Origin of the sequence: Reyranella sp. (assembly GCF_004296935.1) — a bacterium.
Classification (GTDB): domain Bacteria; phylum Pseudomonadota; class Alphaproteobacteria; order Reyranellales; family Reyranellaceae; genus Reyranella.
In genome coordinates, this window is sequence record NZ_SCVH01000006.1 from 1 (window position 1) to 13,736 (window position 13,736).

A 13,736-nucleotide genomic window follows, 5' to 3' on the forward strand; every position below is an offset into this window, starting at 1 on the left:
CGGTCGGCCTGGCGCAGCAGGTCGTGCAGCACGTCCTGCGCCATCTCGACGGTGATCTCGCGGCCGATCAGCTGGCCGTGCGCGACGACGCGGTTGAGCGCCCCCTCGAGCTCGCGGATGTTGGTGCTGATCTTGTGCGCGAGGAATTCCAGCACCGCGGTGGGCACAGGCACCCGGGCATTCTCGGCCTTGGTCTGCAGGATCGAGAGGCGCAGTTCGTAAGTCGACGAATGGATGTCGGCCACCAGCCCGCTGCCCAGCCGGGAGCGCATGCGCTCCTCGATGTCCTGGAGCTCGCTCGGCGGCTTCTCCGAGCTGAGCACGATCTGCTTGTTCTGCTCGACCAGCGAATTGAAAGTGAAGAAGAACTCGTCCTGGCTGGCTTCCTTGCCGCAGATGAACTGCACATCGTCGACCATCAGCACGTCGACGTTGCGGAACAGCTCCTTGAACTGGCCGGTGTTCTTGGTCCGCAGCGCCTGGATGAAGCGGTTCACGAAGCTCTCGGCCGTCAGGTAGAGGACGCGGGTCTTGGGATCGCGCTCGCGGAGCGCATGCCAGATGGCATGCATCAGATGGGTCTTGCCGAGGCCGACGCCGCCGAAAATATAGAGCGGGTTGCGTTCCGGCAGCGGCCGGTCCTGCTCGGCGATGTTGCGGGCGGCGGCGTAGGCGAACTCGTTGGGCTTGCCGACCACGAAGTTGGCGAAGGTGTAGCGCGCCTCCGGGCCGGAGAAGGCCTCGTCGCCGCCGCGGCCGATCGACGGCCCCATGCGCGGCATCGGCGGCTGGTAGTTCTGCGACGACGGCAGCGGCGGCACGGCGATGATCTCGTTGGGCCGGCGCGGCGCCGGCGGGGGCACGAGGTTCACCTCGACGCTCTTCACATCGGGCGCCACGGCCTGCCAATAGGCGAGCACGCGGTCGCCATAGTGGCGGCCGACCCAATCGCGGACGAAGCGCGTCGGGGCATATAGACGGAGCTTGCCGGTCTTCAGTTCACCCAGCTCGACCTCGCCGAACCAGGTCTTGAACGCCTTGTCGCCGATTTCCTTGCGAAGCCGATCGCAGACGCGCACCCAATGTGCCTCCAGCTCCTTGCGGCCCGCAATTTCATCCATCTCGGCCCCCGCCACACTCTTCTTGTCGTACGCTGCGTCGTTATTGCCTGGAATCGGTGTTTGAATTCGGTTCACGTCTGTCTCCATGGAAGCCCTGCTGCCTTCCATCCCCCTGCCGCGCCGCGCCTGGCCTCGGCATTCAGGGGACCTTCGAAGCCGTCCGCCACGTTGAGACATGTACTGTAGCCGGCCGCGGTCATGGCTTTCGCCGCCGCGGCCGATCGGGCTCCACTCCTACAGAGAAACAGCAGCGGTGTATCCTTGTCCGCAAACGCGCCCGAGAGCGCGGTCACGAAATCGGGATTGGGCTGCATGCTCGGGAAGACCTGCCACTCGACCAGCGCCGGCTTCCTGGCCAGCGGCTCGAGATCGGGCAGTCCGACGAAATTCCATTCGGGCCGCGTACGGACATCGATCAATACCGCGTCCTTGTGTTCGGTGAGAATTTTCCAGGCCGTCGCCGGCGCCACGTCGCCGGCATAGCCGGCTGCGGGGGACACCTCGTATGTGCCGGCAATCTTGTTGTCTTTCGACATGGCCCCCGCTTTTCATTTGTCGTAGCGGGGCGTCGAACCTCGAGCCAATGATCGACGGGAAGACATGCAGCGCGGCAGAAGCGATGAAAAATTCTGGCTGAGCGTCGTTGTCGGGACGCTTCATCTTTCGATCATCGCTGATGCAGAAACGCTGCGGCTCTCCCTCGTTCGTTATGGCGAAGAGGAAGCCCCCCGTCTCCGCCTTGGCTCGCGTTCCAGCGCCCCACGCCCCGTCGCGATGAACGGACTCTTAGCAGACCCGATGACGAGCGCAAACGATTCAACAGAGAACGCCGCACGCTATTCAGACAGTTCCTCGCGCGACTCGATTGACAACTCTGATGAATCTATTTCTCGTCGCGCCGTACGCGCGACGACGCTCAATATCTAGCGCCTCGACGCTCATGCGGGGCGATAAACGCGAATCGTATGTTGTTCGCCCAATTGGTGACCAAATGCTCTTCGTCGAATGCCGACGAATTTTTTTTGCCATTCCGTCGTCGAAAGAATCTGCCGACGAAGTTGCCGACAAAAGAAAACGCCGCTCGTGGGAGCGGCGTTCACATCCACTGAAGAAGGTAGAGCGGATCAGGCCATCGCCTTGATGCGCGCCGAGAGGCGCGACACGCGACGTGCGGCGGCATTCTTGGTCACGATGCGCTTGATCGCGCCGCGCTGGATCTCCGGCTGCGCCGCGCGCAGCGCTTCCTGGGCGGCCTTCTTGTCGCCGGTGGCGATCGCCTCCTCGACCTTCTTGACCGAGCCGCGGATGCGGCTGCGCCGCGCCGTATTCACGGCGGTGCGGGTCTCAGTCTGGCGGGCGCGCTTCTGGGCCGACTTGTGATTAGCCATTTAGTCCTCGTTGCTCGAAGGGCGGGCTTATACGGGCCGCATGGGGACCGGTCAAGCGCGCCAAAACCACCCAATCAGCGATGTTTCCAGCCTGCTTTGCGCTTCTCGGCGAAGGCCGCCATTCCCTCCGCCCGGTCGTCGAAGGCGAAGGTGGCATGGAAGGTGCGACGTTCGAAGCGAACGCCCTCGGCCAGGGTCGTCTCGAAGGCCCGGTTGACCGCTTCCTTGGCGACCATCGTGGCGGGCAGCGACAGGCCCGCGATCTTCTCGGCCGTGGCGAGCGCATCGGTCATCAGGTCGGCCAGCGGCACGACTCGGCTGACCAGACCGCAGCGCTCGGCTTCTGCGGCATCCATCATGCGGCCCGTCAGGACGAGGTCCATGGCCTTCGACTTGCCGACGAAGCGCGGCAGGCGCTGGGTGCCGCCGGCGCCGGGAATGGTCCCGAGCGTGATCTCGGGCTGGCCGAACCTGGCGTTGTCGGCGGCGATGATGAAGTCGCACATCATCGCCATCTCGCAGCCGCCGCCCAGCGCATAGCCGGCGACCGCGGCCACGATCGGCTTGCGCACCTGGCTCACCTTCTCCCAGCCGACCGTGATGAAGTCCTGGAGGAAGACGTCCTGGTAGGACTTGTCCTTCATCTCCTTGATGTCGGCGCCGGCGGCGAAGGCCTTGTCGCTGCCGGTCAGGACCATGCAGCCGATGCCGGGATCGGCCTCGAAGGCATCGAGCGCCTGGCCGAGCTCGCGCACCAGATCGGCGCACAGCGCGTTCAGCGCCTTGGGCCGGTTGAGCCGGATGATTCCCACGCGGCCCTTGGTTTCGGTCAGGATGTTCTCGTATGCCGCCACTGGTTTCCTCCCGGCTATCGGCCGCTCTTAGCTAGCGCTGGCAGTGCGCGCAATAGAAGGTCGAGCGACCAGACTGGACGAGCCGGCGCACGGTCTTGCCGCAGCCGCGGGTCGGACAGGCGATGCCGGCACGGTCGTAGACATTGAAGCGGGTCTGAAAATACCCGAGCTCGCCACCGGGCTGGACATGGTCGCGCAAGGTCGAGCCGCCGTCCTCGATCGAGCGATGGAGCACCTTCTTGATCGCGGCCACCAGCCGCTCGGCGCGCTCGCCCTGCACCGTGTGGGACGAGCGGCGGGGCGAGATGCCGGCCAGGAACAGTGCCTCGCAGGCGTAGATGTTGCCGACGCCGACCAGCGTCTTCTGGTCGAGCAGCGCGGCCTTTATGGGCGTGCGCCGATCTTTCAGGCGACCGGCCAGCACGCTGCCGTCGAAGTCGTCGCCCAGCGGCTCCGGGCCCAGCCCCTTGAAAAGCTTGTGTCTGGGCAGCGCCGCGTCGGCGGCCAGCAGCATCAGGCCGAAGCGGCGGGCGTCGTTGAAGCGGACCTGCCAGCCCTCGTCGGTTTCGAACACGACATGGTCGTGCCGGTCGAACGGATGCTCGGCGGCGCTCGCGGCATCGTGCAACGTCATGCGGCCGGACATGCCGAGATGGGCGATCAGGGTGTTGCCGTCGTCCAGCCGGATCAGCAGATACTTCGCCCGCCGGTCGATCGCCCGCACCGTGCGGCCCTCGACCCGCTTGGCGAATTGCGCCGGCAGCGGCAGGCGGAGGTCGCGGCGTCGCTGCAACAACCGCACGATGCGCCGGCCCACCAGCCGGGGTTCGAGGCCGCGGCGGACGGTCTCGACCTCGGGAAGCTCAGGCATGAGTCGCGAGCGGCGGCCGCGCGCCGAACAGCGCGCTGCCGACCCGAACATGGGTGGCGCCGAGCTTCACCGCCGTCTCGTAGTCGGCGCTCATGCCCATGCTGATCCGGGCAAGGCCGTTGCGGGCCGCCATCTTGGCCAGCAGGGCAAAATGCAGCGCCGGCGCCTCGTCGACGGGCGGGATGCACATCAGCCCGACGACCGGCAGCTTGTGGGTGTCGCGGCAGGCGGTCACGAAGGCGTCGAGATCGGCCGGCAGCACGCCCGCCTTCTGCGGCTCCTCGCCGGTGTTGACCTGGATGTAACAGGCCGGCCGACGGCCCTGCCGCTCCATCTCCTTGGCCAGCGCCACGGCGATCCGGTCACGGTCGACCGACTGGATGACGTCGAACAGGGCCACCGCATCGCGCGCCTTGTTGGTCTGCAAGGGGCCGATCAGGTGCAGCTCGAGATCCGGATGCTCGGCCTTGAGGGCGGGAAACTTTTCTTCCGCCTCCTGGACGCGATTCTCGCCGAACACACGCTGGCCGGCCTCGAGCATCTCGCGGACGCGGTCGGCGCCGTGGGTCTTGGATACGGCGACCAGGGTAACGCCCGCCGGATCGCGGCCGGCGGCACGGGCGGCGGCGGCGATGCGCTGGTGGACGTCGGCCAAACGCTCGGCGCCGGTGCTCATGTATCCAGGCTCGTCCGAAACGCCAGGGCCTCGGCGTTGTTGGGATCGGCCGCCAGGGCGGAGTCCAGGGTTTCGCGGGCCTTGTCGCGCTCGCCCAGCGCGGCGAGGCAGGCACCGTAGTGGGTGAGCAATCGCGGATCGCCCGGCAGGCCGCGCAGCGCATGTTCGTGCAACGTCCGCGCCTCGGCGGCGCGGCCGAGGTCGACCAGCACGCGGCCGAGGTTGGTCAGCACCAGGGGATCGTCGCTCGCCAGCCGCGAGGCGCGCTTCAGCGCCCGTCGCGCCTCCTCGAAGCGCTTGAGACCGCGCAGGGCCAGCGCCTGGTTGTTCAGCGCCTGCACGTCGTCGGGCGCGGCCTTCACATGGGCTTCGAGAGCCTCGAGAGCTTCGGCGAACTCCTGCCTCTCGATGTGCAGGTTGGAAAGCTGCAGGACGGCGTCCCTGTCGCGCGGGTTCGCGCGCAACGCCCGGTGCAGCAGGTCGACGGCCTCGTCGGCCTGGCCGGCGGCGGCTTGCGCCAGGGCCAGCGTCTTGAGCGCGGCCGCAAAGGCGGGATCGAGCTCGAGCGCCCGCCGGATCGGGGCGATCGCATCGCTGGGTCGCCCGGCATGATAGAGCACGAAGCCCGTCACATGATTGAGGTTCGGGCTGTCGGGGGCGAGGGTGAGGGCACGACCGGCTTCGGCGATCGCCTCGTCGAAATGGCCGAGTCCGCCCAGGGCGAGCGCGCGGTCACCCAGGATCTGGCCGCGGCGGGCAGCGTCTTCGCCGGCATCGACCATCGCCATGTCGAGGACCTCGATCGCCGGGGAGAAGTGGCCCATGCGGTAGAGCGCATAGCCCAGCATATTGCGCGCCCTGGCCTGGAGCGGCTTCAGCCCTTCGCCGCCGGGCTGCTGGATGGCGGTGTCGAGATTGGTGACGAACTCGCCCAGCTCGCGCTCGGCGGCGGCGAAGCGGCCCATGTCCATGTAGATGGAGGCAAGCGCCAGCCGCGCCTCGACATGCGCCGGCGTGCGGCGGATCGTGTCGCGGAATCGCCGGGCTGCTTCGTCGAGGCGGCCCTGTCGGCGCGCGACCAGACCGAGATTGTAGGACAGCATCGGCTCGTTCGGGTCTTTGGCCAGCGCCTTGCGCCACATCGCTTCGGCTTCGGCCAGCGCGCCGCGCTGCGACAGGCAGACCGCGAGATAGTGCAGAATGTCGGGCCGCTCGCCGTAGCGGCCGAGAGCCGCACGGAACAGCGGCTCGGCGCGGTCGAACCAGCCGGCGCGCAGGTATTGCAGGCCAGTCTGGAGATCCGGATCGGGCTGCGGCGCCGGAGTGGAGGAAGGCAGGGCCATGGCGCGCTGTGTAGACCCGCCCCACGGCCAAGGCTACACGAAATGCCATGGTCAAGGACGCCGATCTGTTCGCCGCTGCGATGGCCGACGTGAAGCGGCTCGATGGCCGGCGCCGTCTGGCGCGCGCTGCCGCCAAGGCCGCGCCACCGCCGCCGGCTGCCAAGCCATTGCCGGCGAAGCGGCGGCCGGTCGCGCCGGTGGAGCCGGATCTCAGCGTCGCCGACAAGAGTTTCGACCGCGATGTCGCGCGCGCCCTGTCGCGCGGCAAGCTTGCCCCCGAAGCCACGCTCGATCTGCACGGCATGACCCTGGTGGCGGCCGAACGTGCCGTCGGCCAGTTTCTCGGACGGGCGGCCGACCGTGATTTTCGCATCGTCCTGATCGTCACGGGCAAGGGGCTGCGCGAGGAAGGCGGCCGCCTGGTGGGTGGCCGCATCCGCGCCGAATTCATCGGCTGGCTCAACCGGGTCGACAATCGTGCCCGCGTGCGCAGCGTCCGTCCCGCGCACCCGCACCATGGCGGCAGCGGCGCCTTCTACGTGTTGCTGCGCCGGCGTTCCTCGGCCAGCAAACGTTCCTTGCGGGCCACGCCCCAGCGGTAGCCGGTGAGCGCGCCGCTGGCGCCGACGGCGCGGTGGCAGGGAATGACGACTGCCGCCTGGTTGGTGGCGCAGGCCCGGCCGACGGCGCGGGCGGCCTTCGGTTCGCCGATCCGACGGGCGATCTCGCCGTAGGTCCGGGTCTGCCCGGCCGGGATTTCGGTCAGCGCCTTCCACACTTTCCATTGGAAGGCGGTGCCGACGATGTCGAACGGGACGTCGGCGGCATCGAGGGCGGTCGGCTTGCGGCCATAAAGGCGAGCCAGAACGCTTTTCACGCGCGGGCCCAGCGTACGATCGTTGCGGGCGATCTCGGCCGCCGGAAAGTCGTTGTGCAGCGACTTCTCGAGCGCCCGGTCGCTGTCCCCCAGGAAGACCGCGGCAATGCCCTTGTGGGTCGCCGCGACCAGCACGCGGCCATAGTCGGAATCGACCGTCGTGTAGTCGATATGGGCGCCGGCGCCGCCTTTGGCATAGGTCGCCGGCGTCATGCCGAGCGTCCTGTCGCTGCTCTCGTAGACGCGGCTCGGCGAGCCGTAGCCCGCGCCATAGAGCGCGTCGGCCACCGTCTCGCCGCCGCGCAGGGCCTTGCGGAAGCGCTGGCGCTTGCGCGCCACCAGCCAGTCGCGGGGATTGACGCCCAGTTCGGCCACGAAACGCTTGCTGAGCGCCCCGCTCGACAGCCCGACCTTGCGTGCCACCGCCGCCAGAGAAGGCGGCGTGTCGGCGAGGGTGGAGTCGAAAAGGGCACAGGCGCGGGCCACCGGCTGGCTGAGGCCGAGATCGGCCCGCCAGTCGCGTGGCTTGCAGCGCTTGCAGGCGCGGAACCCCGCCGCCTCGGCGCCATCGGGCGAGGCGTGGAAATCCACGTTGTGGCGCAGCGGCTGACGGGCGGCGCACGACGGCAGGCAATAGACCCCGGTCGAGCGGACCGAGAACCAGAACCGGCCGTTGAACGCCCGGTCGCGCCGCAGCAGTGCCTGCCAGCACGTGTCCGGGTCGGGGAGGGTGTGGGTGGCGAGAGCCAAGGTGGGCAGTGAGAGAGGGTGTTGGGTCATGGCGCCATCAAAGCACCATGACCGAACCTGCTCTATCCGCCTGCCGACGGCAATTTTTATCCCGACGAGAGGGGCTTACGCCCAGAAGCCCTTGGTGGCCTCGTGGCGCGCGGTGCCGCGGTCGAGCCCGATGTCGCGCAACAGACGCTCGTCGAGCTGGGCGAGCTGGCGTCGCGAACGGGCAAGCTCGGCTCGGGTCATGACGGCCTCGATTCCAACGACAACCGCACCGGCCAACAGCGCGACAGTGCGGCCGAGGGAGAAGGAGGGGGCATCGGCGCGGGCGAAAGCCCGCACGCTGGACAGGGTCGACATGACTTAGCTCCGTTAGAGGCGGGAAGGCTCGAAGGAGCTTCTTGTGCCTCGTTTCTTTGTTATATTTGCTATAGAATGTGCGTGATTACAAAGGATGAAACCTCGGGGGAGGCATAGAAAATCTATGCATGCGTGCCTTAAATGAGCCGCTCTCAGCTGCCGCTCAACGCTCTTCGCGCCTTCGAGGCCGCCGCCCGTCACGCAAGCTTCACGCATGCCGCCGAGGAGTTGCACGTGACCCAAGCTGCGGTAAGCCATCAGGTGAAGGCGCTCGAGGAAAGGCTGGGCGTGGCGTTGTTCGTGCGCCGCCCGCGCGGGCTCGAGATCACCAGCGAGGGCGCGGCACTGTTGCCCGACCTGCGCGATTCCTTCGACCGCATGACCAATGCGCTGGAGCGCGTCGGCCGCAAGGCCAACTCCGGCACGCTGAACGTCAGCCTGGTGACGACCTTCGCGCTGGGCTGGCTGGCGCCGCGGCTGCATCGCTTCCAGGCCAAGCACCCCGAGATCGAGGTCCGCATGACGACGACCCAGCGGCGGGTCGATTTCGCCCGCGAGGATTTCGACTGTGCCATCCGCTTCACCGTCCAGCCCGAGCCCGATGTGCATGCCACGCGCCTGTTCAGCGACGTGCTGACGCCGCTGTGCGGCCGGCGCTATCGCGACAAGCTCAAGACCCTGGAAGATCTCAAGCGCGTGCCCTTCATCGACATGACCTACGATCCCGAATGGGCGATCTGGCTGCGCGCCGTCGGCCTGGGCGACTTCAAGCCCAAGCGCGTGCTCACGTTCGATTCGACGATGATCGCGGTGGAAGCGGCGATGGAAGGCGCGGGCGTTGCCCTCGGGCCGCCCCAGCTCTTCCGCGAGGAATTGGCGTCGGGCCGGCTGTTCCAGCCGTTCCCGCAGATCGTCGACAGCGGCAAGGCGTGGTGGTTCGTGTGCCCGCCGGCCTCGGTGGGCCGGCCCAAGACGCGCGCCTTCGAGGAATGGCTGGTCGAGGAACTCAGCACACCGCAGACTCGCTCGGGCCGAACCGCCCTTGCCGCGACCGGGCGTCGCTGACCGGCGGCGGGCAGGTCCGGGCCAGCAACAAATCTAATCCTCGATAAGAGCTGGACGGCAAATGACGAGCCCGCTCGCTTCGCGCTACAAGACGCTCCCATGAGCTGGTTCAATCGTTCACGTAATACCTCCGAAGGCCCGAAGGGTCCTGCTGCGGCCCGCAGTTTCGTGTTGGGCGGGATCGAAGTCGTCGGCCCCTGGGCGCGCGCGTCCTTGCCGGCCACGGCGGAGGGCGGCGGCTTCTTCACGATCACCAACAAGGGAACGATCCCGGACCGGCTAATCGCGGCCAGCAGTCCGGTGGCGGAGCATATCGAGATCCACGCCATCAAGGTGGTGGGCGACGGCCTGCGTATGCGCCAACGCGAGGGCGGCCTCGCCCTGCCCCCGGGGACCACACTGACGTTCAAGCCGCGCGGCTATCATCTGTTGCTGACGGGCCTCAAGGCCCCGCTTGAACCAGGTTCACGGGCGCCCGTCACGCTGGCTTTTGAAAACGCCGGCAAAATGGACATCGAACTGGCTGTCGAGGCACCCGGTCCGGTCGGCACGCAAACACTCTAGGGATTCGCCCGGCTCACCCGGGATAGCGATGATGCCCGCCGAAGGCGTCCTCGATGGTGAGCGCCGACGGATCGTCGCCGAGATAGGCGGGCCCGATCGGGACCTTGCCGTGGCCGCCGGGCACGTCGAGGACATAGGTCGGCTGGGCAAGCCCCGAGAGACGGCCGCGCAAGGCCTTCGTCAGCGCCTGGCCGTGCTCGATCGAGACGCGGAAATGCCCGGTGCCGCGCACCAGATCGGGATGGTGCAGGTAGTAGGGTTTTACGCGACACGTCACCAGCGCGCGCATCAGCGCCTCCAGGGTCTCGATATCGTCGTTCACGCCGCGCAGCAGGACGGTCTGGCCCATCAGGGGAATACCGGCGTCCGCCAGGCGCGCCAGCGCCGCCCGGGCAGGGTCGGCGAGCTCGCGGGCATGGTTGCAGTGGATGCCGAGCCAGAGACTGGCGCGCCGCGGCTTGAGCGAGGCGACCAATTCCTCCGTTACCCGTCCCGGATCGACGACCGGGACGCGGGAGTGAACGCGGATGACCGCGACGTGCAGGATCGCATCGAGCGCCGCGATCAGCTCGCCCAGCCGGCGTGGCGCCAGCATCAGCGGATCGCCGCCGGTCAGGATCACTTCCCAGATTTCAGGATGGGCGCGGATATAGGCGAGCGCCGTCTCGAGTTCGGCAGCCGACAGGGCTTCGCCGCCCGGGCCGACCTTTTCGCGCCGGAAGCAGAAGCGGCAATAGACCGGGCAGACGTGGATCGGCTTCAGCAGCACGCGGTCGGGATAGCGGTGCACCAGCCCCTTCACCGGCGAGCGGGCCTCGTCGCCGATCGGGTCGGCCAGCTCGTCGGCCGACACGTCGGTCTCGGCGGCGCTGGGCACGAACTGGCGGGCAATGGGGTCGTGCGCGAGCCTGGCGCGATCGATCAGCGCAAGCATCTCCGGTGTGATCGCAATGGCCATCGATTGGGCAGCCGCCGCCAGCCGCGGATCGGGGCTCAGCAGCCCGTCGCGGTCCAGTTCCTGCAAGGTGCGCAGCGTCGGCATTGCGGCGTGAAATAGAAGGCTGGGCCCGCTTTGACGAGTCATTTCGCGTCGGCCAATGTCGGCCAAACCCAACATCCATAGGAATGCCGCCCATGCTCGAAGCCGCCGTAAAGACCAAGATCATGAGCGAAGTCGACCGCCGGTTCGACGAGCAGACCAAGGTCCTGGCCGACCTGGTGAAAATCCCCTCGACGCGTTTCCAGGAGGCGCCGGCGCAGGACATGATGGCCCGCCTGTTCAAGGAGGATGGCCTCGGCGTCGACCGCTGGCAGATCAAGATCGACGATCTGAAACACCTGCCGGGCTACTCGCCGCACAGCCAGGACTATGACGATGCCTGGAACGTCGTCGGCGCCTGGCGGCCGTCCAATCCGAAGGGGCGCTCGCTGATCCTGAACGGTCATATCGACGTGGTGCCCGAGGGCCCGCACGAGATGTGGGCGCGCAATCCCTTCGAGCCCGCGATCAAGGACGGCTGGATGTACGGCCGCGGTGCCGGCGACATGAAGGCGGGGCTGATCCTCAATGTGTTCGCGCTGCGCGCCTTGAAGTCGCTGGGCTGGCAGCCCGCGGCCGACGTCTACCAGCAGTCGGTCGTCGAGGAGGAGTGCACGGGCAACGGTGCGCTCGCCTGCCTGCAGCGCGGCTACCGCGCCGAGGCGGCCCTCATTCCCGAACCGTCATCGGGCGTGCTGACCGTGGCCCAGGTCGGCGTCATGTGGTTCCAGGTCAAGGTCACGGGCCATCCGGTGCATGTCTACAAGGCCGATGCCGGCTCCAACGCCATCGAATCGGCGTTCCGCCTGATCCAGCGGCTGCGTGAGCTGGAGAAGAAGTGGAATGCGAAGAAGGCGCACGACAAGCATTTCTGCGATCACCATCACCCGGTGAACTTCAACGTCGGCAAGATCGCCGGCGGCGACTGGGCGAGCTCGGTGCCGTCCTGGTGTACCTTCGACATGCGCGTGGGCGTGCTGCCGTCGCAGACCCTCAAGGAATGCCGGCAGGAGATCGAGGATCTGGTGCGCCAGGCCGCGGCCAACGATCCGTTCCTGGGCAACAACCCGCCCAGCGTGACCTGGGAAGGCTTCCAGGCCGAGCCCTTCGTGCTGAAGAACCACGAGCAGGTGCGGGTCGTGCTGGCCGAGGCGCACAAGACGGTGTTCGGCAGCGAGCTCGAGGACAAGACCTCCACCGGCACCGCCGACAACCGCTTCTTCGGCCTCTATGCCGGCATCCCGGCGCTGGTCTACGGCCCGGAGTCCGACGACATCCACGGCTTCGACGAGCGCGTGAATCTCGAATCGATCCGCAAGATCACCCAGGCCACGGCGCTGTTCATCGCCGAATGGTGCGGCCTGCAGAAGGCCGCTTAGCGCAGGCGCCGGCCCGAGGCGAACACGCCGATCGCCACGCCACCCAGCACCACGACGACGCCCAGCAGGCGCAGGCCGCCGATCGGCTCGTCGACCAGCAGCGAGGCGAAGAGGAGGGCGGCGCAAGGCACCAGCAGCGAGATCGGCCCGACCTTGCCGGCAGGATAGGTGCGCAGCAGCGTGCCCCAGATGAGGTAGCCCAGCCACATCACGGGCACGACCGTATAGAAGAGCACGAACCAACCGCGCCATGTCGGGTTGAGGATCGGCATCAGAAGCGCCTCGGGGCCTTCGACGGCGAGGCTCATCAGCGCGAACGGGATCGGCGGCAGCACGCTCGCCCATACGGTGACGGCGAACATCGAGGTGCCGCGCGCTGAGCGGAAGAAGAGGTTGCCGGTGGCCCAGGTGAGCGCAGAGAGCAGCGCCAGTCCGACGGCGAGCAGACTGGCGGTGCCTTCGACCGAGCGGCTGATCAGCACCACGCCGACCGCGGCGGCGGCGAGGCCGAGCCACTGGGCGCGCGTGGCGTGCTCGCGCAGGAAAAGGGCGGCCAGCACCACGGTGAGCGGGCCCTGCAGCTGCACCAGCACCGACGTGAGCCCGGGCGGGAGGCCCGCCTGCATGGCGAAGAACAGGAAGACGAACTGGCCGCCGAACATGAAGCCACCGATGCCGGCCAGCGTCGCCCAGGAGATGTCGGGCCGGGCCACGAACAGCACAGGGAGCGCACACAGCACGAAGCGCCAGGTCGCGAAGGCGAAGGGCGGGAATTCGTCGAGGCCGAAGCGGATGACGGTGAAGTTGAGACCCCACATCGCCACGATGAGAAGCGCCGCGGCGGCGTGGAGAGGTTTCACAAGGCTACAGCCAGATCCGTCACAGCCAGATCCAGGGGCGAGCGGTCTTGTCGCTGGTTTGCCAGGCCTCGATCTCGCCCTTGTGGCTCATGGTCTGGGCGATGTCGTCCAGCCCGTTCAGCATGGCGTGCTGGCGCCTTGCATCGATCTGGAAGGGAATGACGCGCCCCGTGGGCGACACGACGGTGCAGTTCTCGAGGTCGACCGTGACGCGGGCATTGCCGGGCGAGGCCTTCATCTCGTCGGCGAGCTGCTCGATCTCCGCGATCGGCAGCGCCACCGGCAGGATGCCGTTCTGGAAGCAGTTGTTGTTGAAGATGTCGCCGAAGTAGGGCGCGATCACCGTCTTGATGCCCATGCCCTTGAGTGCCCACACCGCGCCCTCGCGGCTCGACCCGCAGCCGAAGTTCTCCCGGCTGAGGATGATCGGGGCGCCGCGATAGGGCGCCTGGTTGAAGATGCAGTCCGGGTCCTCGCTGCCGTCGGGCTTGAAGCGGATCTGCTCGAAGCAATAGGGGCCGAGGCCGTCGCGGGTCACGTTGTCGACCAGCCGCTCGATGCGGATGATCAGGTCGGTGTCGACGTTCTGGCGCATCAGCGGCGT

General features: G+C 67.6%; 17 protein-coding genes. 5 read left to right on the forward strand and 12 right to left on the reverse strand.

Annotated features, from left to right (window positions below; translation table 11 throughout):
- Both dnaA and EPO55_RS00430 read right to left on the reverse strand, forming a co-directional pair.
- Nucleotides 1–1,121, reverse strand: a 1,121-nt coding sequence (gene dnaA, locus EPO55_RS00425) for a chromosomal replication initiator protein DnaA (protein WP_296334401.1), incomplete at its 3' end; no start/stop codon positions are given.
- 71 nt (nucleotides 1,122–1,192) lie between these two features.
- Nucleotides 1,193–1,657, reverse strand: a complete 465-nt coding sequence (locus EPO55_RS00430) for a rhodanese-like domain-containing protein (protein WP_296334402.1) — start codon at nucleotides 1,655–1,657, stop codon at nucleotides 1,193–1,195.
- 64 nt (nucleotides 1,658–1,721) lie between these two features.
- Here EPO55_RS00430 and EPO55_RS00435 point away from each other — a divergent pair, with 64 nt between their 5' ends.
- Nucleotides 1,722–2,048: a hypothetical protein gene (locus EPO55_RS00435; RefSeq protein ID WP_296334403.1), complete on the forward strand. Its 327-nt coding sequence runs from the start codon at nucleotides 1,722–1,724 to the stop codon at nucleotides 2,046–2,048.
- A 197-nt stretch (nucleotides 2,049–2,245) separates the two neighbouring features.
- On the opposite strand, the gene rpsT is transcribed toward EPO55_RS00435, so the two are convergent.
- The 5 genes from rpsT to EPO55_RS00460 all read right to left on the reverse strand — a co-directional run bounded on the left by rpsT (nucleotide 2,246) and on the right by EPO55_RS00460 (nucleotide 6,253).
- Nucleotides 2,246–2,509, reverse strand: coding sequence for a 30S ribosomal protein S20 (rpsT, locus tag EPO55_RS00440; RefSeq protein WP_296334404.1), 264 nt, complete (start codon nucleotides 2,507–2,509; stop codon nucleotides 2,246–2,248).
- 74 nt (nucleotides 2,510–2,583) lie between these two features.
- Entirely contained in the window at nucleotides 2,584–3,363 is a 780-nt protein-coding gene (locus tag EPO55_RS00445; protein WP_296334405.1) for an enoyl-CoA hydratase, read from the reverse strand.
- Nucleotides 3,364–3,394: 31 nt separating this feature from the next.
- Entirely contained in the window at nucleotides 3,395–4,234 is an 840-nt protein-coding gene (gene mutM, locus EPO55_RS00450) for a bifunctional DNA-formamidopyrimidine glycosylase/DNA-(apurinic or apyrimidinic site) lyase (RefSeq protein WP_296334406.1), read from the reverse strand.
- The gene (locus tag EPO55_RS00455) at nucleotides 4,227–4,910 is read right to left on the reverse strand and encodes a YggS family pyridoxal phosphate-dependent enzyme (RefSeq protein ID WP_296334407.1); all 684 of its coding nucleotides are present in this window, start codon (nucleotides 4,908–4,910) and stop codon (nucleotides 4,227–4,229) included. Before EPO55_RS00455 ends, mutM begins: the two co-directional genes overlap by 8 nt.
- On the reverse strand, nucleotides 4,907–6,253 hold the full coding sequence (locus EPO55_RS00460) for a tetratricopeptide repeat protein (protein ID WP_296334408.1): 1,347 nt from the start codon (nucleotides 6,251–6,253) through the stop codon (nucleotides 4,907–4,909). Before EPO55_RS00460 ends, EPO55_RS00455 begins: the two co-directional genes overlap by 4 nt.
- A 47-nt stretch (nucleotides 6,254–6,300) precedes the next feature.
- Between EPO55_RS00460 and EPO55_RS00465 the strand changes: the two genes are divergently transcribed.
- On the forward strand, nucleotides 6,301–6,855 hold the full coding sequence (locus EPO55_RS00465) for a Smr/MutS family protein (protein ID WP_296334409.1): 555 nt from the start codon (nucleotides 6,301–6,303) through the stop codon (nucleotides 6,853–6,855).
- On the opposite strand, the gene ada is transcribed toward EPO55_RS00465, so the two are convergent.
- Nucleotides 6,789–7,910 carry a bifunctional DNA-binding transcriptional regulator/O6-methylguanine-DNA methyltransferase Ada gene (ada, locus tag EPO55_RS00470; RefSeq protein WP_296334410.1) on the reverse strand — a complete coding sequence of 374 codons (1,122 nt, stop codon included), beginning with the start codon at nucleotides 7,908–7,910 and terminating at the stop codon, nucleotides 6,789–6,791. The two genes, EPO55_RS00465 and ada, sit on opposite strands and share 67 nt — an antisense overlap.
- A 75-nt stretch (nucleotides 7,911–7,985) precedes the next feature.
- The gene (locus EPO55_RS00475; RefSeq protein WP_296334411.1) at nucleotides 7,986–8,225 is read right to left on the reverse strand and encodes a DUF1127 domain-containing protein; all 240 of its coding nucleotides are present in this window, start codon (nucleotides 8,223–8,225) and stop codon (nucleotides 7,986–7,988) included.
- Between the two features lie 141 nt (nucleotides 8,226–8,366).
- Between EPO55_RS00475 and gcvA the strand changes: the two genes are divergently transcribed.
- The gene (gene gcvA / locus EPO55_RS00480; RefSeq protein WP_296334412.1) at nucleotides 8,367–9,290 is read left to right on the forward strand and encodes a transcriptional regulator GcvA; all 924 of its coding nucleotides are present in this window, start codon (nucleotides 8,367–8,369) and stop codon (nucleotides 9,288–9,290) included.
- Nucleotides 9,291–9,389: 99 nt separating this feature from the next.
- The gene (locus EPO55_RS00485; protein WP_296334413.1) at nucleotides 9,390–9,854 is read left to right on the forward strand and encodes a copper chaperone PCu(A)C; all 465 of its coding nucleotides are present in this window, start codon (nucleotides 9,390–9,392) and stop codon (nucleotides 9,852–9,854) included.
- A 13-nt stretch (nucleotides 9,855–9,867) separates the two neighbouring features.
- Here the strand turns inward: EPO55_RS00485 and EPO55_RS00490 are convergent, their stop codons facing one another.
- Entirely contained in the window at nucleotides 9,868–10,896 is a 1,029-nt protein-coding gene (locus EPO55_RS00490) for a lysine-2,3-aminomutase-like protein (RefSeq protein WP_296334414.1), read from the reverse strand.
- Between the two features lie 92 nt (nucleotides 10,897–10,988).
- On the opposite strand from EPO55_RS00490, the gene EPO55_RS00495 reads away from it, so the two are divergent.
- Nucleotides 10,989–12,272, forward strand: a complete 1,284-nt coding sequence (locus EPO55_RS00495) for an ArgE/DapE family deacylase (protein ID WP_296334415.1) — start codon at nucleotides 10,989–10,991, stop codon at nucleotides 12,270–12,272.
- Here EPO55_RS00495 and EPO55_RS00500 read toward each other — a convergent pair.
- Complete coding sequence (locus EPO55_RS00500) at nucleotides 12,269–13,132, reverse strand: EamA family transporter (protein ID WP_296334416.1); 864 nt, start codon at nucleotides 13,130–13,132, stop codon at nucleotides 12,269–12,271. The two genes, EPO55_RS00495 and EPO55_RS00500, sit on opposite strands and share 4 nt — an antisense overlap.
- 19 nt (nucleotides 13,133–13,151) lie before the next feature.
- Nucleotides 13,152–13,736 (reverse strand): 3-isopropylmalate dehydratase small subunit (gene leuD, locus EPO55_RS00505; RefSeq protein WP_296334417.1); only part of this gene is annotated, 585 nt, incomplete at its 5' end.

Bases quoted from the DNA above. Each gene is read 5' to 3' on its own strand.
- EPO55_RS00485 (WP_296334413.1), top strand. From the start codon at position 9,390: ATGAGCTGGTTCAATCGTTCACGTAATACCTCCGAAGGCCCGAAGGGT.
- EPO55_RS00495 (WP_296334415.1), top strand. From the start codon at position 10,989: ATGCTCGAAGCCGCCGTAAAGACCAAGATCATGAGCGAAGTCGACCGC.
- mutM (WP_296334406.1), bottom strand. From the start codon at position 4,234: ATGCCTGAGCTTCCCGAGGTCGAGACCGTCCGCCGCGGCCTCGAACCC.
- EPO55_RS00490 (WP_296334414.1), bottom strand. From the start codon at position 10,896: ATGCCGACGCTGCGCACCTTGCAGGAACTGGACCGCGACGGGCTGCTG.
- EPO55_RS00455 (WP_296334407.1), bottom strand. From the start codon at position 4,910: ATGAGCACCGGCGCCGAGCGTTTGGCCGACGTCCACCAGCGCATCGCC.
- EPO55_RS00475 (WP_296334411.1), bottom strand. From the start codon at position 8,225: ATGTCGACCCTGTCCAGCGTGCGGGCTTTCGCCCGCGCCGATGCCCCC.
- rpsT (WP_296334404.1), bottom strand. From the start codon at position 2,509: ATGGCTAATCACAAGTCGGCCCAGAAGCGCGCCCGCCAGACTGAGACC.
- EPO55_RS00465 (WP_296334409.1), top strand. From the start codon at position 6,301: ATGGTCAAGGACGCCGATCTGTTCGCCGCTGCGATGGCCGACGTGAAG.
- EPO55_RS00435 (WP_296334403.1), top strand. From the start codon at position 1,722: ATGCAGCGCGGCAGAAGCGATGAAAAATTCTGGCTGAGCGTCGTTGTC.
- ada (WP_296334410.1), bottom strand. From the start codon at position 7,910: ATGACCCAACACCCTCTCTCACTGCCCACCTTGGCTCTCGCCACCCAC.
- EPO55_RS00430 (WP_296334402.1), bottom strand. From the start codon at position 1,657: ATGTCGAAAGACAACAAGATTGCCGGCACATACGAGGTGTCCCCCGCA.
- gcvA (WP_296334412.1), top strand. From the start codon at position 8,367: ATGAGCCGCTCTCAGCTGCCGCTCAACGCTCTTCGCGCCTTCGAGGCC.
- EPO55_RS00460 (WP_296334408.1), bottom strand. From the start codon at position 6,253: ATGGCCCTGCCTTCCTCCACTCCGGCGCCGCAGCCCGATCCGGATCTC.